General features: G+C 70.4%; 17 protein-coding genes. 12 read left to right on the top strand and 5 right to left on the bottom strand.

The features are described from left to right. Position 1: 1 nt before the first annotated feature. A complete protein-coding gene (hemL, locus tag ACODT0_RS06990; RefSeq protein WP_489040934.1) occupies positions 2-1288 on the bottom strand; it encodes a glutamate-1-semialdehyde 2,1-aminomutase in 1287 nt (428 codons plus the stop codon). 21 nt (positions 1289-1309) lie between these two features. After that, complete coding sequence (thiD, locus tag ACODT0_RS06985) at positions 1310-2275, bottom strand: bifunctional hydroxymethylpyrimidine kinase/phosphomethylpyrimidine kinase (RefSeq protein ID WP_057590816.1); 966 nt, start codon at positions 2273-2275, stop codon at positions 1310-1312. A gap of 111 nt (positions 2276-2386) precedes the next feature. Between thiD and ACODT0_RS06980 the strand changes: the two genes are divergently transcribed. The 6 genes from ACODT0_RS06980 (at position 2387) to ACODT0_RS06955 (ending at position 12478) form a co-directional block, all read left to right on the top strand. Continuing rightward, positions 2387-2557 (top strand): rubredoxin, encoded by a 171-nt coding sequence (locus ACODT0_RS06980; protein ID WP_007838397.1) that lies wholly within the window; start codon positions 2387-2389, stop codon positions 2555-2557. 81 nt (positions 2558-2638) lie between these two features. After that, the gene (locus ACODT0_RS06975; RefSeq protein WP_057590817.1) at positions 2639-3037 is read left to right on the top strand and encodes a response regulator; all 399 of its coding nucleotides are present in this window, start codon (positions 2639-2641) and stop codon (positions 3035-3037) included. Continuing rightward, positions 3038-3403: a response regulator gene (locus ACODT0_RS06970; protein WP_057590818.1), complete on the top strand. Its 366-nt coding sequence runs from the start codon at positions 3038-3040 to the stop codon at positions 3401-3403. 19 nt (positions 3404-3422) lie between these two features. Continuing rightward, positions 3423-3956 carry a chemotaxis protein CheW gene (locus tag ACODT0_RS06965; RefSeq protein ID WP_057598084.1) on the top strand — a complete coding sequence of 178 codons (534 nt, stop codon included), beginning with the start codon at positions 3423-3425 and terminating at the stop codon, positions 3954-3956. A 46-nt stretch (positions 3957-4002) separates the two neighbouring features. After that, positions 4003-6330, top strand: a complete 2328-nt coding sequence (locus ACODT0_RS06960) for a methyl-accepting chemotaxis protein (RefSeq protein WP_057590820.1) — start codon at positions 4003-4005, stop codon at positions 6328-6330. Positions 6331-6355: 25 nt separating this feature from the next. Further along, positions 6356-12478 carry a hybrid sensor histidine kinase/response regulator gene (locus ACODT0_RS06955; protein ID WP_489040933.1) on the top strand — a complete coding sequence of 2041 codons (6123 nt, stop codon included), beginning with the start codon at positions 6356-6358 and terminating at the stop codon, positions 12476-12478. 69 nt (positions 12479-12547) lie between these two features. Here the strand turns inward: ACODT0_RS06955 and ACODT0_RS06950 are convergent, their stop codons facing one another. Further along, positions 12548-14050, bottom strand: a complete 1503-nt coding sequence (locus ACODT0_RS06950) for a cryptochrome/photolyase family protein (protein WP_489040932.1) — start codon at positions 14048-14050, stop codon at positions 12548-12550. Here ACODT0_RS06950 and ACODT0_RS06945 point away from each other — a divergent pair, their 5' ends adjacent. Genes ACODT0_RS06945 through ACODT0_RS06920 form a run of 6 tightly spaced genes read left to right on the top strand, consistent with a single transcriptional unit; the run spans position 14051 to position 18645 of the window. Beyond that, positions 14051-14650: a YqgE/AlgH family protein gene (locus ACODT0_RS06945; protein WP_057590823.1), complete on the top strand. Its 600-nt coding sequence runs from the start codon at positions 14051-14053 to the stop codon at positions 14648-14650. Positions 14651-14661: 11 nt separating this feature from the next. Then, the gene (ruvX, locus tag ACODT0_RS06940; protein WP_057590892.1) at positions 14662-15096 is read left to right on the top strand and encodes a Holliday junction resolvase RuvX; all 435 of its coding nucleotides are present in this window, start codon (positions 14662-14664) and stop codon (positions 15094-15096) included. Further along, complete coding sequence (gene pyrR, locus ACODT0_RS06935; protein ID WP_057590824.1) at positions 15093-15599, top strand: bifunctional pyr operon transcriptional regulator/uracil phosphoribosyltransferase PyrR; 507 nt, start codon at positions 15093-15095, stop codon at positions 15597-15599. The genes ruvX and pyrR overlap by 4 nt, the downstream gene beginning before the upstream one ends. A gap of 3 nt (positions 15600-15602) precedes the next feature. Further along, positions 15603-16565, top strand: a complete 963-nt coding sequence (locus ACODT0_RS06930; protein WP_057590825.1) for an aspartate carbamoyltransferase catalytic subunit — start codon at positions 15603-15605, stop codon at positions 16563-16565. Beyond that, the gene (locus ACODT0_RS06925) at positions 16562-17845 is read left to right on the top strand and encodes a dihydroorotase (protein ID WP_413762306.1); all 1284 of its coding nucleotides are present in this window, start codon (positions 16562-16564) and stop codon (positions 17843-17845) included. The genes ACODT0_RS06930 and ACODT0_RS06925 overlap by 4 nt, the downstream gene beginning before the upstream one ends. A gap of 53 nt (positions 17846-17898) precedes the next feature. Beyond that, positions 17899-18645 carry a lysophospholipid acyltransferase family protein gene (locus ACODT0_RS06920; protein WP_057590827.1) on the top strand — a complete coding sequence of 249 codons (747 nt, stop codon included), beginning with the start codon at positions 17899-17901 and terminating at the stop codon, positions 18643-18645. A gap of 12 nt (positions 18646-18657) precedes the next feature. Here ACODT0_RS06920 and ACODT0_RS06915 read toward each other — a convergent pair whose 3' ends face one another. Both ACODT0_RS06915 and ACODT0_RS06910 read right to left on the bottom strand, forming a co-directional pair. Then, positions 18658-19608: a universal stress protein gene (locus ACODT0_RS06915; RefSeq protein WP_489040931.1), complete on the bottom strand. Its 951-nt coding sequence runs from the start codon at positions 19606-19608 to the stop codon at positions 18658-18660. A 573-nt stretch (positions 19609-20181) separates the two neighbouring features. Next, positions 20182-20988, bottom strand: coding sequence for an IclR family transcriptional regulator (locus ACODT0_RS06910; RefSeq protein WP_057590830.1), 807 nt, complete (start codon positions 20986-20988; stop codon positions 20182-20184). Positions 20989-21148: the final 160 nt, after the last annotated feature.

Genomic DNA, 21148 nt, shown 5'->3' with positions numbered 1-21148 from the left:
CTCAGCGCTTGCTGAAGATCTCGCGCGCCGCCTCGACGGTGGCCGCGATGTCCGCGTCGCTGTGCGCGGCGCTCACGAAGCCGGCTTCGTAGAGCGCGGGCGCGATGTACACGCCGCGCTCCAGCAGGCCGTGGAACAGCGCGTTGAACCGCGCGTTGTCGGTGGTCATCACCTTGGCGTAGTTCTGCGGCAGCTCGTTCATCAGGAAGAAGCCGAACATGCCGCCCTCGCTGTCGGCGCTGAAGGGCTGGCCCTCGGCGGCGGCCGCGGCCTTCAGGCCGTCGACCAGCGCGCGGGTCTTGCGGCCCAGTGCCTCGTAGAAGCCGGGCCTGGCGATCTCCTTGAGCGTGGCCAGGCCGCAGGCCGTGGCCACCGGGTTGCCCGAGAGCGTGCCGGCCTGGTAGACCGGGCCCAGCGGCGCGAGCTGTTCCATGATGGCGCGCGGCCCACCGAAGGCCGCCAGCGGCATGCCGCCGCCGATGACCTTGCCGAGCACCGTGAGGTCGGGCTGGATGCCCAGCACGCCCTGCGCGCCGTGCAGGCCGACGCGAAAGCCCGTCATCACCTCGTCGAAGATCAGCAGGGCGCCGTGCTGCGTGCACAGCGCACGGCAGCGCTGGGCGAACTCGGGCGTGGCGCGCACGAAATTCATGTTGCCGGCGATGGCCTCGATCATCAGGCAGGCGATGTCGCCGCCGTGCAGCGCGAAGGCCTCCTCGAGCTGCTCCAGGTTGTTGTACTCGAGCACCAGCGTGTGCTGCACCACCTCGCTCGGCACGCCGGCCGAGGTCGGGTTGCCGAAGGTGGCGAGGCCCGAGCCGGCCTTGACCAGCAGCGCGTCGGCATGGCCGTGGTAGCAGCCCTCGAACTTGACGATGGTCTTGCGGCCGGTGGCGCCGCGCGCCAGCCGCAGCGCGCTCATCGCGGCCTCGGTGCCCGAGCTCACGAGGCGCACCATCTCCATCGACGGCACCAGCGCGAGGATGGCCTCGGCCAGCTCGATCTCGCGCTCGGTCGGCGCGCCGTAAGAGAAGCCCTCGAGCACGGCCTTCTGCACCGCCTCGACCACCGCCGAATGGCCGTGGCCCAGGATCATCGGGCCCCAGGAGCCGATGTAGTCGATGTAGCGCTGGTCGTTGGCATCCCAGAAATAGGCGCCCTGGGCGCGCTGGATGAAGCGGGGCGTGCCGCCGACGGCCTTGAAGGCGCGCACGGGCGAGTTCACGCCGCCGGGAATCACGGCGCGGGCGCGCTCGAAGAGGATGTCGTTGCGATCGGAATTGGGCATCTGGAACGGGGGGAAGTGGAATCAGTGGCGGGTGTCGTGGGGCGGCAGGGCGAAGTCGGGCACGTCGTCGCCGGGCTCGCCATCGTCCTCCTCGGGCTCGGGTTCGGCCCAGAACAGGCGGTCGGGCAGCACGTGGCCCATGCCGGGGCGGAAGCCCGCGTCGAGGCAGCGGTCCATGTAGGCCAGCGCTTCGGTGGTGGCGGCCACCAGGTCGGTGCCGCTGGCCAGCAGCGCGGCCAGCGCGGCCGACAGGGTGTCGCCGGCGCCCGAGAACACGGCCTCGAGGCGCTCGTACTTCTCGCTGGTGAGCACCGACTGCGGCGAGGCCAGCACGTTGTCGATGAACTGGTCGGGCAGCACCAGGCCGGTGACCAGGGTGTAGGGCACGCCGAACTCGCCGGCCGCCATCGCGATGTCGCGCGCGCCGGGCGGGCGCTCGCCGCTCCAGTCGGGCAGCAGCCAGCGCCACAGCGTGCTGTGGTTGCCGACCAGCACCGTGGTCTGGGGCAGCACCAGATCGCGGAAGGCGTCGAGGTAGGCGTCGATCTCGTTCTCGTCCCACCACGAGAGGTTGGGCATGTACGCCACCACCGGCACCTCGGGGTAGTCGGCGGCGGTCTCTGCGATGGTGCTCAGCGCCTCGGGCGTGCCGGCGAAGCCGACCTTGATCAGCTGCACCTCGACGTCCTCGAGGATGGAGCGGGTCTGCTCGGCGATGGCCTCCTCGTCGAAGGCGAAGTGGTCGAAGATCTCGGCCGTGTCGCGGGCGTAGGCACCGGTTACCACCGGCAGCATGTGGGCGCCCACCGATCCCATGGCCAGCCCGTCGCCGGCCAGGCCGCCGGCGCCGCTCGGGTCGCTGGCATTGAACACCAGGACGCAAGGGGGATTCAGGTCCTGATCCGCCAATGCGCCGTCGTCGGGCAGGGGATCGTTAAGATCGCCCGGTTTGTCAACGCTGTCTGCTGGATGTAAGTGGAAGGTCATACGCCGGGCGGAATCCGCTGGATGGTGGCATGGGCGCGACGTTTACAGGGCGCCAGTGAGATACGCATAGATACACTCGTTGCATTTAATGAACAAGGACTTTAAGCTCCGATGAATACGAAAACTTGGATGTGCCTGATTTGTGGGTGGATCTATGACGAAGCGGTAGGTGTACCGGAGGACGGGATTGCGGCAGGCACGGCCTGGGCCGACGTTCCGATGAACTGGACCTGTCCCGAGTGCGGTGCGCGCAAGGAAGACTTCGAAATGGTTGAAATCTGAAAAGCATGGCATAGAGCTACGCGATCTGCGCCGGTGTACGGCGCGGCGGGCATCCAAGTCTCATGAGCAGGAGCTTTTGCAATGGGCCCGAATGGATCAGGTTACAAGGTGCTCGTCATCGACGACAGCAACACCATCCGGCGCAGTGCCGAGATTTTTTTGAAGCAGGGTGGTCACGAGGTTCTCCTCGCCGAAGACGGCTTCGACGCGCTCTCCAAGGTTAACGACCACAAGCCGCACCTGATTTTCTGCGACATCCTGATGCCGCGGCTGGACGGCTACCAGACCTGCGCCATCATCAAGCGCAACGCCCATTTCTCCAAGGTCCCGGTCGTGATGCTGTCGTCGAAGGACGGCGTGTTCGACAAGGCGCGCGGCCGCATGGTCGGATCGCAAGACTACCTGACCAAGCCTTTCACCAAAGACCAGCTGCTGCAGGCCGTGCAGCAGTTCGGCAACGTTTCACAGGAAGTGCAGTAAATGCCCATTCGAAAAATCCTCGTCGTCGACGACTCCAAGACTGAATTGGTGTTCCTGTCCGACCTGCTCCACAAGAACGGCTTCGCCGTGAAGACCGCCGAGAACGCCGAGGACGCCATGCGCCGCCTCGAGGAAGACCAGCCCGACCTGATCCTCATGGACGTGGTCATGCCCGGCCAGAACGGCTTCCAGCTCACGCGCGCGATCGCCCGCGATCCGCAGTACGCCGCGATCCCGATCATCCTGTGCACGAGCAAGAACCAGGAAACCGACCGCGTCTGGGGCATGCGCCAGGGCGCGCGCGACTACATCGTGAAGCCCGTGAACGCGCAGGAGCTGATGTCGAAGATCAGCGCGCTGAACTGAGCGCGGATCTGCCGAGCCCATGGCGAATCGCGACGCACTGAGAGCCTTCCAGTCCCGGCTGGCGAGCCGCCTGCAGGCCGCGCGCACCACCGGCGTGGCCGCGACCTGGCTCGCGGTCGAGGCGGGCGAGGGCAAGTACCTGTTCCCGCTCGGCCATGCCGGCGAAATCTTTCCCTGGACGCCGCCGCAGCCCGTGCCCTACACGGCGCCGTGGTTCCTCGGCGTGGCCAACCTGCGCGGCGGCCTCTACGGCGTGGTGCAGCTGTCGGCCTTCGCTGGCGGCGCGCCCAGCGGTCCGGCCGCCAGCGAAGCGGCCCGCATCCAGTCGCGGCTGGTCGCGCTCAACGAGCTGCTCGACGTCAACTGCGCGCTGCTGGTCGACCGGCTGGCGGGCTTGCGCGGCGTCGAGGCCTTCGCGGCCTCCGAGCCCCCGGGCGCCGATGCGCCGCCCTGGGCCGGGCATCTCTACACCGACGCCGCCGGCGAACGCTGGCAGGAAGTCAACCTGCAGGCGCTGTCGCAGCAGCCCCAGTTTCTGAGTATCGGCGCCTAGCTGTCACAGGCGCCTGTGCACCCGACCACCACCTGAAGGACCGACCGTGAGCTCGATCGCCGACAAGTTCAAGAAATTACTGCCCGCCAGCGGCAACGACAAGGCCCGCGTCGATGGTTCGGGTTCGCTCGCGATCGACAACGTCGACACGGTGCAGGTCCCCGACGAAAAAACCGTGCGCATCGCGCGCGCGCCGGGCGACACGTCGTTCGGCGGCGCGCCGGCGGCCAGCTCGTTCAGCGAGGGCGGTGCCCTGGTCGATGGCGGCGAGGCCGCCAACGAGCCCGGCCGGCCCGATGCCAGCGCCGACCTGCTCGCGGACGACGGCCGCGCCGGCCAGAGCCCCGCGCGTCAGCAGCGCGTGCTCGCGATCCTGCTGGCGGTGGTGGTGCTCGCGCTGCTGCTGGTCGCCGGCCTCGCCATCCTGCGCGCCGAACGGCTCGCGCAGCAGGTGGCGGCCACCGGCCAGTCGCTGATGCAGTCGCAGCGCCTCGCCAAGTCGATCTCGCAGGCCCTGGTGGGCAGCGCGCCGGCCTTCACCGAGGTGAAGGACAGCGCCGACGACCTCACGCGCCGCGTCAACGGCCTGACCAACGGCGACGAGGCGCTGCGCCTCGAGGCCGTGGGCGAGGCCTACGGCGAGGACATGGGCAAGATCAACCCGCTGGTCGCCCGCGCCGACGCGAGCGCCAAGGCCGTGCTGGCCCAGCGCCAGATCCTGACCCAGGTGGGCGCCGCCCTGCGCGACATCAACCAGCAGTCGTCCACGCTGCTCGAGATGACCGAGACCGTCGCCTCGCTCAAGATGCAGCAGAACGCCACGCTGCCCGAGATCTCGGCCGCCGGCCAGCTCGTGATGCTGACGCAGCGCATCGGCAAGTCGACCAACGAGTTCTTCACGGTCGAGGGCGTGAACCCCGATGCCGTGTTCCTGCTCGGCAAGGACCTGAACACCTTCCAGGAAACCACGCGCGGCCTGCTCGACGGCAATGCGCAGCAGCGCTTCCCCGGCTCGAAGGACCCGCAGACGCGCCAGCAGCTCGAAGCCATCCTGAAGACCTACGAGCAGATGCGCACGCAGGCCTCGGCCATTCTGGGCAACCTGCAGGGCCTGGTGGCGGCGCGCGAAGCGCAGGCGTCGATCCTGACCGACAGCGAACCGCTGCGCAAATCGCTGGGCGAGCTGCAGGACAAGCTCTCCGCGCGCACCGGCCTGGGCGCCGGCACCATCGTGCTGCTGTTCGTGCTCTCGCTGGCCGCCCTGGCACTGGCCGGCGCCATCGGCTTCGTGCAGGTGCGCGAAGGCCGCGAACGCGCCGCCAACGCCGAGCGCGAACGTCTCTCGGCCGAGCAGGCCTCGGAGGAGGCCAGCCGCATCAACAACGCCAACCAGGCCGCCATTCTTCGGCTGATGAACGAACTGCAGACGGTGGCCGAGGGCGACCTGACGCAGGAAGCCACCGTGACCGAGGACATCACCGGCGCCATCGCCGACTCGGTGAACTACACGGTGGAAGAACTGCGGCTGCTGGTGGGCAACGTGCAGAACACGGCCACCCGCGTGGCGCTGACCACCTCGCAGGTGGAAAGCACCTCGACCGAGCTGCTGGCGGCCTCGACCGAACAGCTGCGCGAGATCCGCGAAACCGGCCAGTCGGTGCTGACGATGGCGGAGCGAATCAACGGCGTGTCCTCGCAGGCGCAGGAATCCGCCACGGTGGCGCGCCAGTCGCTGCAGGCCGCGTCCTCGGGCCTGCAGGCCGTGCAGAACGCCATCGGCGGCATGAACGCCATCCGCGACCAGATCCAGGAAACCTCCAAGCGGATCAAGCGGCTGGGCGAATCCTCGCAGGAGATCGGCGAAATCACCGAGCTGATCTCGGACATTACCGAACAGACCAACGTGCTGGCACTGAACGCCGCCATCCAGGCCGCGTCGGCCGGTGAAGCCGGTCGCGGCTTCTCGGTGGTGGCGGAAGAAGTGCAGCGGCTGGCCGAACGCTCCGCGGACGCCACGCGCCAGATCTCGGCGCTGGTGAAGGCGATTCAGACCGACACGCAGGACGCGGTGGGCGCCATGGAGCGCTCCACGCAGGGCGTGGTCGAGGGGGCCAAGCTGTCCGACAACGCGGGTACCGCGCTGTCCGAGATCGACCGCGTGTCGCGCCGCCTCGCCGAGCTGATCGAGCAGATCTCGCAGTCCGCGTCTCGCGAGGCCGATTCGGCCAACGTGGTGGCCGCCAACATCCAGCACATCTTCGCCGTGACCGAGCAGACCGGCGAAGGCACGCGGACCACCGCGCAGCAGGTGCGCGAGCTGTCGCAGATGGCCGAGGAACTGCGTCGTTCGGTGGCCCGTTTCAAGATTGCCTGACACAGAAGAACGGCGAGCATCCAAGGTGGCTATCCAATCCCCCGTCGCGGCCCCCCTCGCCGGCAATCCGCCGGCCACCGAAGACCTCGGGCCGCTGGCCTGGGTGCTCGGAGAAATCCAGAAGTCGCTCGAGAACGTCGGCAAGTCGCTGCGCCGCTTCGCGCGCGACGTCGGCAATGCGGCCGAGATCGAGAGCGGCCCGCTGCAGATGGCGCGCCAGCAACTGCACCAGGCCGTCGGCGCGCTGCAGATGGTGGGCCACAACGCGCCCGCGCTGGTGCTCGGCTCGATCGAATTCGCGGTGCAGGGCTTCGTGGCCGAACCGCAGCGCTGCACCGACAGCGCCGCGCTGAAGATCGAGCGCGCCGGCTTCGCCGTCACCGATTTCCTGCAGGCCCTGCTGGCCGGCAAGAACGTGTCCTCGATCGCGCTGTTCCCGCAGTACCGCGAGGTGCTCGAGCTGGTCGGCAACGAGCGCGTGCATCCGGCCGATCTCTGGAGCGCCAGCTGGCGCTGGGTCGAGATCCGTCCCGCGCTCACGCAGGCCTCGCTGGCCTACGACCCCTCGGTGCGCTCGCGGCTCGACCGCGAGGTGCTGCAGCTGGTCAAGACCGGCGACCCGCAGGCCGCGCGCCGCCTGCAGGCGCTGTGCCTGGGGCTCGGCCGCGGCGCGCTGCTGCCGCGCGTGGCCAGCTTCTGGACCCTGGCGGCCGGCTTCTTCGAGGCGCTGGCGCTGGGCCTCGTGCCCGCCGACAGCTATGTCAAGCGCGCCGCCTCGCGCGTGCTGCTGCAGTACGCCACGCTCGCGCGCGGCGACAGCGTGGTGTCCGACCGGCTCGGCCAGGACCTGCTGTTCTTCTGCGCCCAGGCCATGCCCACCGCGCGCGACGAAGCCGCCACCCTGCGCAGCGTGCGCACGGCCTGGGGCATCGCGCACGAGCAGCGCGTCGACTACACGGTCGAGCAGTTCGGCCGCTTCGATCCGCTGGTGCTGGCCCAGGCCCGCAAGCGCATCGAGACCGCCAAGGAGATGTGGTCCGGCCTTTCGGGCGGCGACATCTCGCGCACCCGCCAGGTGGCCGACACCTTCGCCCAGCTCGGCGAATCGCTGCACCGGCTGCATCCGCCGAGCGAGCCGATGGTGCAGGCGCTCGCGCATGCCGTCGATGCCTCGGTGCGCAGCGGCCAGCCGCCCGACACCGAGCTCGCGATGGAAGTCGCGACCTCCGTGCTCTACCTCGAGGCAGCGCTCGAAGACCTCGACCCCAGCGATCCGCAGCTCACCCAGCGCATGCTCAAGCTCGCCGGGCGCATCGAGCGCGTGCGCGCGGGCGGCCACTCCGAGCCGCTCGAGCCCTGGATGGAGGACCTGTACCGCCGCGTCAGCGACCGCCAGACCATGGGCACCGTGGTCGACGAGCTGCGCAGCCACCTGAGCGAACTCGAGAAGTCGCTCGACCAGTATTTCCGCCGTCCCGGCGAAAAGGGCCTGCTGCGCACCGTGCCGAGCCAGCTGCAGCAGATGCGCGGCGTGTTCTCGGTGCTCGGCCTCGACCAGGCCGCGCACACCGTGCAGCGCATGCGCGACGAGGTCGAGGCCATGGTGGGCAGCGCCTCGCCGGCCGACGAGATGGCCGGCTTCGATGCGCTGGGCAACAACCTCGGCGCGCTCGGCTTCCTGATCGACATGCTGGGCTATCAGCCGGCGCTGGCCAAGCGCCTGTTCGTCTTCGACGCCGAGATCGGTGAACTCAAGCCGCTGATGGGCCGCCAGGCCGCCGACGCCGAGGACGCCGAGAACGTGGCCGCGCCGGCCGCCGAGCCGTTGCTGAGCATCGAGGAGGTCGACGCGCAGATCGCTTCCAGGCTGGCCGCGCTGGCCACGCCGGCGCGCAAGACCAAGCCCTCGCCGATCGAGGAATTCAGCAGCAAGGCCGACAGCTGGACCGCCAAGATCGTCGGCCCGGCCGCGCTGCCCGATACCGAGGTCACCGAGCTCGAGGAAGACGACCTGCAGAACATCTTCCTCGACGAGGCGCGCGAGGTGGTGCACAACGGCCAGAACGCGATCGTCGCGCTCGGCGGCCGCCCCGACGACACCGACGCGCTCACGGTCCTGCGCCGCGCCTTCCACACGCTCAAGGGCAGCTCGCGCATGGTCGGCCTCACCGACTTCGGCGATGCCGCCTGGTCGCTCGAGCAGGTGCTCAACACCTGGCTCGCCGACCAGCGCCCCGCCACTCCCGAGCTGCTGGCCGGCACGCAGCAGGCGCTGCGCGACTTCGGCCTGTGGGTCGAGGACATCGCGGCCTCGGCGCCGCACGGCTGGCAGTCGGCCCCGTTCAGCCGCCTGGCCGAGGCCCTGCTGGCCGGCGAACCGGTGCCGACCGCGCCGCCGCGCGTGGCCGATGCCGAGGCACTCGCGATCGCGGCGCGCCAGATTGCCGCCGATCCCGTGCCGACCTCGCCGGCGCCGCTCGAGGAGTTGCCGCCGCAGCTTTCGCTGTCGACCGCCGCCGCGCTCGCGCTGCCCGAGTTGCCGGACCTGCCGGACCTGTCGCTCGAACCGGCCGACGCCACCGACGTCTCCGACGTGCCGCAGGCCGAGGCGCGCACCGCCGGCCCGGAAGACGACGACTTCGTCTCCACCGACTTCCTCGATTTCGAGACCCGCGAGCCTTCGTCCACCGCGCCGGCACCGCTGCCGACCGCGCTCGGCGACGGCATCGACTTCGACTTCCTGGCGCCGATCGGCGCCACCGCCAAGGCGAGCGCGCCGGCCGAGGAGGCCGCGATCGAGGCCGCCGGCCTGTCCGAGCTGCCGTCCTCCGCGCTGTCGATCGACGCCGCGCAAGCCTCGGCCGAAAGTGCCGAAGCCCCCGCGCCGGCGCTGCCCGACCTCGACTGGACGCCCGAGCCGCTGCCGCTGCGCGAAGCCAGCGATGCCGGCACGGCCGTGCCGATGGACTTCCCCGAGATCCGGCTCGAGCCCGTGGAAGCTCCGGCCGAGTTCGCCCAGGCCGCCACGGTCGCGCCCGAGCCGGCCGCGCCCGAGACCGCCGCGCTGGTCGATGTCGCGGCCGAGGCCCTGCCGCTGGAGGCGCCTGCCGAGCCCGAAGAAGCGGGGCAGGCCGAAGCCGAGGCTGCGCCCGTCGCCGAACCCGAACCCGTGGCCGCACCGGCGCAACCGCTGGAAGTGGCCGTGGGCGGCAGCGCCGACGACCAGGTCAAGGTGATCGGTCCGCTGCGCATCGGCATCGCGCTCTACAACGTCTACCTCAACGAGGCCGACGAGTGGTCGCGCCAGCTCGCCACCGAGGTCGGCGAGTGGGCGCTGCAGCCCTACGAACGCGTGGCCGACTCGACCATCGCGCTGGCCCATTCGCTGGCCGGCAGCTCGGCCACGGTCGGCTTCCACAGCCTGTCGGGCATGGCGCGCTATTTCGAGGCCGCGCTGCAGCACCTGCAGATGCAGGGCAGCGGCACGCGCGAGCAGGGCATGGTGCTGGTCGCCGCGGCCGACGAGCTGCGCCGCCTGCTGCACCAGTTCGCGGTCGGCCTGCTGCGCGACCCCTCGCAGCAGACGCTGCAGGCGCTGCGCGACATCGCGGCGTCGCCGATGCCCTCGCCCTACGCCGAGGAACTCGCGCAGGACGAGCCGCGCGCGCCGCTGCAGGTGGTGGTGCCGCCGCAGGGCGGCGCCGACGTCGCGCTCGACGACACCGAGGACGCCATCGATCTGGCCGACGCGGTCGACGTCGACCTGTTCCCGATCTTCGAGGAAGAGGCGGCCGAACTGCTGCCGCAGCTCGGCGAGGCGCTGCGCCAGTGGTCGCACCATCCCGACGACGGCGCGCCGCGCACCTCGGTGCTGCGCACGCTGCACACGCTCAAGGGCAGTGCCCGGCTGGCCGGCGCGATGCGCCTGGGCGAGCGCGCGCACCGCATGGAATCCGAGATCGAGCTGCTGGGCACGCAGGGCCACGTCGACCGTTCCGACATCGAGAAGCTGCTGGTGCGGCTCGACACGCTGCAGTCCACCTTCGATGCGCTGCGCGCGGCCGACGACGCGACCCAGGTCGAACTCGCGCAGCGCGTGGCCGAGGCCACCGCGGCGCCCGTACCCACCGAGCACCCCGAGCCCGCCAACGACGCCATCGCCGCGGTCGATGCCGACGCCGAGCCGGCGTCGGCCGCCACGCCCGCGCCGGTGCGCCCGGCCCCCGCCTCGCTCGCGCCGCTGCGCGCGCCGGTCGGCCAGGCCGTGCGCATCCGCACCCAGCTGCTCGACCGCCTGATGGCGCAGACCGGCGAGGTCATCATCACGCGCTCGCGCCTGGAGGCCGAACTCGGTTCGCTGCGCGGCTCGCTGGCCGACCTCACCGGCAACCTCGACCGCCTGCGCCAGCAGCTGCGCGACATCGAGGTGCAGGCCGAGAGCCAGATGCAGTCGCGGCTGGCCCAGGCCAAGGATTCGCAGCAGGGCTTCGACCCGCTGGAGTTCGACCGCTTCACCCGCGTGCAGGAGCTCACGCGCATGATGGCCGAGTCGGTGAACGACGTGGCGACCGTGCAGCGCACCCTGCAGAAGACGGTGCAGGCGACGGAAGACGACCTCAGCGTGCAGGCGCGCCAGACGCGCGAACTGCAGCGCGGCCTGCTGCGCACGCGCATGGTGGAGTTCGAGGGCATCTCCGACCGCCTCTACCGCGTGGTGCGCCAGGCCACCAAGGACACCGGCAAGCAGGTGCGCCTGGACATCACCGGCGGCTCGATCGAAATGGACCGCGGCGTGCTCGACCGGATGACGCCGGCCTTCGAGCACCTGCTGCGCAACTGCGTGGCCCATGGCATCGAGGACGCCGCGCGGCGCGAGGCCGCGGGCAAGGACGCCAGCGGCCTGATCGTGATCGACCTCGCGCACGAGGGCAACGACGTGTCGGTGAGCTTCCGCGACGACGGCGCCGGCCTCGACCACGAGCGCATCGCCGAGCGGGCCCGCTCGCTGGGCCTGCTCGCGGCCGACCAGGCGCTCACGCCCGAGGAAGCCACCGAGCTGATCTTCCGGCCCGGCTTCTCGACGGCCGGCCAGGTGTCGGAACTCGCGGGCCGCGGCATCGGCATGGACGTGGTGCGCGCGCAGGTCGCCGCGCTCGGCGGCCGCATCGAGACGCGCAGCCAGCCGGGCCAGGGCACCACCTTCAAGCTGGTGCTGCCGCTGACCACCGCGGTGACGCACGTGGTCATGCTGCGCTTCGGCGAGGTGTCGATCGGCGTGCCGTCGAACCTGGTCGAGCTGGTGCAGCGCGTGAACGCCACCGACCTCGAGTCGGCCTACCTGCACGACACCCATCCGTTCGGCAGCGAACAGGTGCCGTTCTACTGGGGCGGCGCGCTGCTGCAGGCCTCGCCGCGCAGCGAGCACATCGCGGGCCGCACCAACACCCTCGTGATCGTGCGCAGCGCCGCGCAGCGCGTGGCGCTGCACGTCGACGAAGTGCTGGGCAACCAGGAAGTGGTGGTCAAGAACCTCGGGCCGCAGCTCGCGCGGCTGCCGGGCCTGGCGGGCATCTCGGTGCTGGCCTCGGGCGCGGTGGCGCTGATCTACAACCCGGTGGCATTGGCCGCGGTGCATGGCGAACAGGCGCGCGCGCGCCAGGCCGCCGCGCTGGCGCAGCCGGCGGTCGCGGCCCCGGTCGCCGAGGCGCGTGGCCCGCACGGCCAGGACCCGGCCGCCGCGCTGGCGCCGGTGGTGCCGCAGATCCCGCTGGTGCTGGTGGTCGACGACTCCATCACCGTGCGCCGCGTCACGCAGCGCCTGCTGCAGCGCGAAGGCTACCGGGTCTCGCTCGCGGCCGACGGCCTGCAGGCGCTCGAGCGGCTGCAGCAGGAGCGCCCGGCGGTCGTGCTGTCCGACATCGAGATGCCGCGCATGGACGGCTTCGACCTCGCGCGCAACATCCGCGGCGACGCGGCGCTGGCCGAGCTGCCGATCATCATGATCACCTCGCGCATCGCCGAGAAGCACCGCGACTATGCGCGCGACCTCGGCGTGAACCACTACCTCGGCAAGCCCTACTCCGAAGAAGAGCTGCTGCGGCTGGTGCGGGCCTACACCAGCGACACGGCGACGCTCGCGGCCGCCTGAGGCGCGCGCCCCACGAAAAAAGCCCGGACGGCGAGGAGCCTCCGGGCTTTCCCCTTGGGGCTGCCGGCGCTACTTCTTCGCCAGCGCCTTGCTGCGCGCCACCGCGTAGCGCTGCAGCGTGCGCTCGCGCGCCTCGGCATGGTCGACCACCGGCACCGGGTAGTTGTCTCCGAGCTTTACGCCCGCGGCTTCCAGCTCCACCGGCGTCGCGGTCCACGGCGCATGGATCGCGCCGTTCGACAGCCCCGCGAGCTGCGGCAGGTAGCGCCGGATGAACTTGCCGTCGGGGTCGAAGCGCTCGCTCTGCGTCACCGGGTTGAAGATGCGGAAGTAGGGCTGCGCGTCGCAGCCGCTCGAGCTGGCCCATTGCCAGCCGCCGTTGTTCGAGGCCAGCTCGAAGTCGTTGAGGTGCAGCGCGAAGTAGGCCTCGCCGCGGCGCCAGTCGAGTCCCAGGTCCTTGCACAGGAAGCTCGCCACCACCATGCGCAGCCGGTTGTGCATGTAGCCGCTCTGGTTGATCTGCAGCATGGCCGCGTCGACCAGCGGATAGCCGGTGCGGCCCTGGCACCAGGCCTCGAACAGCTGGTCGGCATGCTTGCCGTGGTGCCACTGGATCCGGTCGTACTCGGGGCGGAAGCTCTTCGACTCGCCCTTCTCGTGCACGTGCGGGAAGTGGGCCAGGATCTGGAAGTAGAAGTCGCGCCAGATCAGCTCGCTGAGCCAGGTCGCGGCGCCCGCGTCGCCCTGCAGCGAGAGCTGGCGCGCCACGCCCGCCACCTGCCGGATCGACACCGTGCCGAAGCGCAGGTGCACGCCCAGGTAGCTGGGCCCGCGCACCGCCGGATAGTTGCGCGCCGCCTCGTAGCGGTCGATGCGCTCGAAGAAGTCCTCGAACAGGATCGCCGCGCCGCGCGTGCCGGTCGGTATTTCGAGCGTGCCGAGGTTGCTCTTGGCGAAGCCCAGCGCCTCGAGCGAGGGCACGGGCGCGCGCCAGCCCTCGGGCGGCGGCGCCAGGGCGTCGGCATGGCCGCGGCTCGGGTAGGACTTGAGGAAGAAGTCGTCGACCTTGGCCAGCCAGGCCCGCTTGTAGGGCGTGAAGACCGTGTAGGGCTGGCCGGTCTTGGTCATCAGCTCGTCGCGCTCGAAGATCGTCGAGTCCTTGTGGGTGTGGAAGCTCACGCCCGCGTTGGCCAGCGCGCCGAACACGCCGGCGTCGCGCGCCAGCGCCTCGGGCTCGTCGTCGCGGTTGGCGAACACCGCCTGCACCTCGAGCGCGCGCGCCAGCGCCGGAATCTCCTCGGCCGTCGCCGCATGCCGCACGATCAGCCCGCCGCCGAGCGCGCGCAGTTCCTCGTCGAGCTCCAGTAGCGATTCGCGGATGAATTCCACCCGCCGGTCGACCCGCGGCAGGGGGTCGAGGATCGTGCTGTCGAACACGAACACGCAGACCACCTGGCGGCAGCTTCGCAGGGCGTGGTAGAGGGCCGCGTTGTCGTCCACGCGCAGGTCGCGGCGGAACCACATGAGCCCTTTGGGGTAGGTCTTGTCGACGGCCAGTAAAATCGGAGGCATATGGCTTCCGATTCTGCCCCGATGAACCTGACGCATCACTTTTTGATAGCGATGCCGGGCCTGGAAGACAAGACCTTCAACCGCAGCGTCGTCTACCTGTGCGAGCACAGCGAGCGCGGCGCCCTGGGCCTGGTCATCAACAAACCCAGCGACATCAACCTCAAGGTGCTGTTCGAGAAGATCGAGCTGCACCTCGCGCGCCCCGAGATCGGCGAGGCCCCGGTGTTCCAGGGCGGCCCGATGCAGACCGAGCGCGGCTTCGTGCTGCACGAGCCGGTCTTCACCGAGTCCGAGAAACCCGAGGAATCGGTCTACGCCTCGACCATGACCATCCCCGGCGGCCTCGAGATGACCACCTCGAAGGACGTGCTCGAGGCCCTGGCCACGGGCGCCGGCCCGCGCAAGGTGCTGGTCTCGCTGGGCTACGCGGCCTGGGGCGAGGGCCAGCTCGAGTCCGAACTGGCCGAGAACAGCTGGCTCACGGTCGGCGCCGACCCGGCCGTGATCTTCGACACCCCGATCGACCAGCGCTACGACAAGGCGCTGCTGCTGCTGGGCCTGGAGGCCTGGAAGCTCTCGCCCGACGCGGGGCATGCGTGAACGCCACGGCCATGCCCGACGCGCCAGCTTCCAGCCCCGTTCCCCCTCCCGTTCCCGCCCATTTCCAGAGCTTCCTGGCCTTCGATTTCGGCCAGAAGCGCACCGGCGTGGCGAGCGGCAACCGGCTGCTGCGCGGCGCCACGCCGCAGGCCACCATCAAGGCCGAGGGCGCCGATGCCCGCTTCGCCCAGGTCGAGGCGCGCATCCGCGAGTGGCAGCCCGACGCGCTGGTGGTGGGCGTGCCCTTCCATCCCGACGGCGCCGCGCACGAGAACACCCGGCGCGCGCAGAAGTTCGCGCGCCAGCTGCGCGGCCGTTTCAACCTGCAGGTGTTCGAGGTCGACGAGCGCTACAGCACCACCGAGGCGCTCTCCCAGGGCGCGCGCGATGCCGATGCCGCCTCGGCCTGCATCATCCTGGAGCAATTCTTGAGGAGTCTTCCGTGAGTTCCACCCCCGCCATTCCCGACGCCGAGGCGCTCTACACGCAACTGCTGGCCGGCGTCCGCGCGCTGCTGCGCCCCGACACCCGGCTGGTGGGCGTCACCTCGGGCGGCGCCTGGCTGGTCGAGCGGCTGCAGAAGGACCTGGGCCTGGCCGGCGCGCCCGGCGTGATCTCCTCGGCCATGCACCGCGACGACTTCGCGCGCCGCGGCCTCTCGGCCAGCGCGCAGACCGCGCTGCCCTTCGACGTCAACGGCGCCGACGTGCTGCTGCTCGACGACGTGCTCTACACCGGCCGCACCATCCGCGCCGTTCTCAACGAGCTGTTCGACTTCGGCCGCCCGGGCTGCGTGCGCCTGGCCGTGCTGGTCGACCGCGGCGGGCGCGAGCTGCCGGTGGCGGCCGACTTCGCCGCCACCACGCTCGCGCTGCCCCATTCGCAGTCGCTGGCGCTGGCGCGCGCCGACGACGGCGCCTTCAGCCTCCAGGTCGAGGAAAGCAAGTAAGCCATGCTCTACAAGCGCAATCCCCAGCTCAACAAGAACGGCGAGCTCATCCACCTGCTGTCGATCGAGGGCCTGCCCAGGGACATCCTCACCCACATCCTCGACACCGCCGCCAACTTCACGAGCGTGAGCGACCGCGAGGTGAAGAAGGTGCCGCTCCTGCGCGGCAAGAGCGTGTTCAACCTGTTCTTCGAGAACAGCACGCGCACCCGCACCACCTTCGAGATCGCGGCCAAGCGGCTGTCGGCCGACGTCATCAACCTCGACATCGCGCGCTCCTCGGCGAGCAAGGGCGAGTCGCTGCTCGACACCATCGCCAACCTCAGCGCGATGGCGGCCGACCTGTTCGTGGTGCGCCACAGCGAGTCGGGCGCGCCCTACCTGATCGCGCAGCACGTCGCGCCGCACGTGCACGTGGTGAATGCCGGCGACGGCCGCCACGCGCACCCGACGCAGGGGCTGCTCGACATGTACACCATCCGCCACTACAAGAAGGACTTCGCCAACCTCACGGTGGCGATCGTCGGCGACGTGCTGCATTCGCGCGTGGCGCGCTCCGACATCCACGCGCTCACCACGCTGGGCTGCGCCGAGGTGCGCGTGGTCGGCCCCAAGACCCTGGTGCCCGGCGACATGGCCGGCATGGGCGTGCGCGTGTGCCACACGCTCGAGGAGGGCATCAAGGACTGCGACGTGGTCATCATGCTGCGGCTGCAGAACGAGCGCATGAGCGGCGCGCTGCTGCCCTCGTCGCAGGAGTTCTTCAAGACCTACGGCCTCACGCCCGAGAAGCTGCAACTCGCGAAGCCCGACGCCATCGTGATGCACCCGGGCCCGATCAACCGCGGCGTCGAGATCGACTCGGCCGTGGTCGACGGCCGCCAGAGCGTCATCCTCCCGCAGGTCACTTTCGGCATCGCCGTGCGGATGGCCGTGATGAGCATCGTCGCAGGTAACGAAGCATGAACATACTGATCTCCAACGGCCGCGTGGTCGACCCCGCCTCGGGCACCGACAAGCAGGCCGACATCGCCATCGCCGACGGCCGCATCGTCGGCATCGGCGCCATTCCCGCGGGCTTCACCGCCGAGCGCACCATCGACGCCGCGGGCTGCATCGTCGCGCCCGGCCTGGTCGACCTCGCCGCGCGGCTGCGCGAGCCCGGCTACGAGCACGAAGGCATGCTCGGCAGCGAGATGGCCGCGGCCGTGGCCGGCGGCGTCACCAGCCTGGTGTGCCCGCCCGACACCGACCCCGTGCTCGACGAGCCCGGCCTGGTCGAGATGCTGACCTTCCGCGCCGGCAAGCTGCCGGGCGCGCGCCTGTTCCCGCTCGGCGCGCTCACGCGCGGCCTGGCCGGCGGCGTGCTGACCGAGATGGCCGAGCTCACCGAGCGCGGCTGCGTGGGCTTCAGCCAGGCCGATGTGCCGCTGGCCGACACCCAGGTGCTGCAGCGCGCGATGCTCTATGCGAGCACCTTCGGCTACACCGTGTGGCTGCGCCCGCAGGACCGCGACCTCGGCAAGGGCGTGGCCGCCAGCGGCGCGCTCGCAACCCGGCTCGGCCTCTCGGGCGTGCCGGTGGCGGCCGAGACCATCGCCATCTTCACCATCGTCGAGCTGATGCGCAGCACGAAGGCGCGCGTGCACCTGTGCCGCCTCTCGAGCGCCGCCGGGCTCGCGCTGGTGCGCGCCGCCAAGGCCGAGGGCCTGCCGCTGAGCTGCGACGTCAGCATCAATTCGCTGCACCTGGCCGACACCGACATCGGCTACTTCGACAGCCGCGCGCGCCTGAGCCCGCCGCTGCGCCAGCAGGGCGACCGCGACGCGCTCTCGGCCGCGCTGGCCGACGGCACCATCGATGCGCTGGTGTCCGACCACACGCCGGTCGAGGCCGATGCCAAGAACCTGCCGTTCGCCGAGAGCGAGCCCGGCGCCACCGGGCTCGAGCTGCTGCTGCCGCTGGCGCTGCAATGGGGCGAGCGCAGCGGCGCGGGCCTCGCGCGCGCGCTCGAGGCGATCACGAGCGCGCCCGCGCGGCTGCTGCCCGCGACCGAAGCCTGCGCCGGCATCGGCCGCATCGCCGTCGGCGGTCCGGCCGACCTGTGCGTCTTCGATCCGTCCCTCGAATGGCAGGTCACGCCCGAGGCGCTGCGCAGCCAGGGCAAGTACACGCCCTTCGGCGGCTACGCCATGCAGGGCCGCGTGCGCCACACCCTCGTGGCCGGGCGCGTGGTGCACGGCTGAGCCGCCTCACGGCGCGCGACGACGACAACAACAGGAAGAAGGCGGTCGGGCCGATGCTGCATTCACTCAAGGCACTGCGCCGGCTGCTGCATGCGATCGCGCATGCGGTCGCCGGCTGGTGGACCATCCGCTTCACTTTCCCGAGCCTGTCGCAAGCCGAGCGCAACGCGCGCGTGCAGGCCTGGGCCGCGCGCATGCTCGAGATCATGGGCATCACCCTGCGCGTGCAGGGCACGCCGCCCGCGCACGGGCCGGTGCTGCTGATCTGCAACCACCTCTCGTGGCTCGACATCACGGTGATCCACGCGGCGCGCCACGTGCGCTTCGTGTCGAAATCCGACGTCAAGCACTGGCCGCTGATCGGCACGCTGTCGAGCGGCGCCGGCACGCTCTACATCGAGCGCGAACGCCGCCGCGACGCGCTGCGCGTGGTGCACCACATGACCGACGCGCTGCGCAACGGCGACATGATCGCGGTGTTCCCCGAGGGCACCACCAGCGACGGCCGCGGCCTGCTGCCTTTTCATGCCAATCTGCTGCAGGCCGCGATCTCCTCGGGCGCGCCCGTGGTGCCGGCCGCGCTGCGCTTCGCCGATGCCGCCACCGGCGAGACCAGCCAGGCGCCGCGCTACATCGACGACGACAACCTCGCCACCTCGCTGTGGAACACGCTGCGCGCGCCGCCGCTCCTGGCCATCGTGCGCTTCGGCGAGCCGCAGTCCTCGTACAGCCGCGAGCGCCGCACCTGGGCGCAGACGCTGCACGAGGACGTGCAGCAGCTGCGTCGCGACACGCACTGAGCAGGTCTTCCGTCAGCGGGCCTCGCGCAGCTTGCGCGAAACCACGACCGGCGGGGCGTCTTCGCGCCGCTCGCCGGGCACCACCAGCACGTCGGCCGTGGCCCAGCACAGCACGCGCTGCGCGATGCTGCCGAGGAGGAAATCGGCCAGCGCATGGGCGCGGCGCTTGCCGACCACGAGCAGCTCGGCGCGCGCGTGCTGCTGCTGCACCGTGGCCTGCCGCGCCGGGTCGCCGCGGCCGAGGGTCGACAGCACGCGGTTGCGCCGCGCGCTCGACGAATCGGTCAGCGAGAGCAGCCGTTCGCGCGCCTGCCGCTGGCAGTCGTGGCGGTAGGTCCGGATGGCGTGGTCCGAGACCTCGGCATAGCGCAGCCTGCTTTCGTGCAGCGTGTTGAGCGCATGGAACAGCTCCAGCGAAGCGTCGGCGTCGAGGCCATGGGCCAGGCTCACGAGCGCGCGCGACGCGGGCGTGAAGTCCACCGCCACCAGGATGCGGCCATAGCGCTGCCGCGTGGCCAGCCGCGTCACCAGCACCGGGCAGCGCAGCTGCCGCAGCAGGCGCTCCACGGGCTGGCCCGCGAAGAAGGCGCCGGGCGAGCGGTCGCGCCAGTGCCGCAGCACCACGAGGTCGGCGTGGCGCGCCTCGTCCACGATCTGTGCGAGGCCGCCGCCCGCCGCCGCCACCTGCTTGACCAGCACGCCGAAGCGCGCGCCCATGGCCCGGGCCAGGCCCGCGAGCGCGGTGGCCGCTTCGGCATGCGCGAGCGGTGCGAGGTTCGCGGGCGCGTACATGAGCTTGAGCAGCGCGCCATGGTCGGCCGCGAGCCGGGCGGCGCGTTCGACCGCGTGCAGGCTGCGTGTCGACAGATCGGTGACGGCGAGGATGGATTGGAAGAAAGGCGTGCCGGATGCGGTATCGCCGCCGGGACGCACGTGCTCCCGCTGAGCCTGGGGTTGATGCATGACGCACTCCATTCGAAGCGCCCCCTCGATGTGATGGGGGCGCAGTCACGCTGGGCGAGGGCCCGGCGGTCGATGGGTTGCGTTGAAGGTGAAGAGAAAGAGGTGGACCGCCGGGCTCAGGAATGTGCGAGCGTTTGAGGGGGCGCTGCCGTCATCCATGCGCACGCCGGGGCGCAGCCGCCGATACGGGGCGGCGCGGCGTGAAGCGACGGGTGAGCATGCATGCGGCGGAGTCTAGGCCGAATGCGAGCAAAGCCCGTTCAGTACCCGCACGGCCCTTGCCGGATTGAAGGGTGCATCCTCACCAAAAAAAGCGAGCCCCGAGGGACGCGCATCGGTGCGCGAGGCACCGGAGGAGTAGAGGAAGAGCAAACGGAAAAAGGCGAGCGCGCGTCAGAGGATCCCGAAGATCTTGAGGCCGATGATCACGGTGATCGGCACGCCGCAGGCCCAGAGGATGAGGCTTTTCATGAAGGTTCTCCTGTGTAGTGAATGGCTTGCAGATTCACACGCGGCGAGGGCCTCGCATTGCAAGAGAACCGATGCACCGTGCGTGGGCAGGTGCCTACATCTTCAGCCGCGGGAGACGCTGCTCTCGGCCGGCACGTAGCCGAGCCGGCGCGAGATCTCGAGCGCGCAGGCGCGCAGCGGCACCGCCACGCGGCCTTCCCAGTCGCTGTCGAAGGTGGCCTCGGGACCCATCGCGGTGATGCCCAGCACGATGTTGTGCGTGGAGTCGAACACCGGCGCGCAGAAGGCGTCGATGCCCGGGATCGGCTGGCCCAAGGTGCGCGACATGCCGTGCATGCGCGTCTCCACCAGCAGCGCCTCGAGCTGCGACTGCGACAGCTCCTCGGTGCCGCGGCCGCCGGCCGGGCCGCGCAGGCGCGCGAGGTCGTCCACCATCATCTTCTCGACCACCTTGGGCGGCAGGTAGGCCGCGAACAGCCGGCCGGTGGCCGTGTAGGCCAGCGACATCACGGTGCCGGTGCGCAGGTTCACGTGCAGCGGATGGATCGGTTCCTCGAGCCGCACCACGGTCGGCCCGAAGTTGCCCCAGACCGCGACCGCGATGCTCTGCTCGGTTTCCGAGGCCAGCGCCTCGATCAGCGGCGAGGCCTCCTTGATCGGGTCGAGCCGCTGCAGCTTGGCCAGCCCGAGCTGCAGCGCCAGCGGGCCCAGCTCGTAGCGGCCCGCGCTGTCCTGCACCACGAAGCCGACCTTGAGAAAGCTCACGAGGTACGGATGGGCCTTGCCCACCGGCACGCCGGCGGCCTTGCCGAGGTCGCGCAAGGCCATGGGCGCGACATGCCGCCCGAGGGCGACGAGCAGCTGGGTTCCTATTTCGACGGATTGGATGCCACGTCTCGGCTTTTCCATGGGGCGCCCGGCGTGGGGGTTGAGAGTGGGGGCGAGTATAGCCATCAGGGTTTCTACTGATATTGTCGTGATCAATCGACGATGACTGATCATCTGATAGTAACTAAACGACTTGACCATATCAACGTCGCTGCCTACACTCCGCCGCAACTTAAGTCCT

The sequence above is a fragment of the Variovorax sp. FG153 genome, from assembly GCF_057809595.1.
This window is presented reverse-complemented; position numbering and strand designations above follow the sequence as displayed.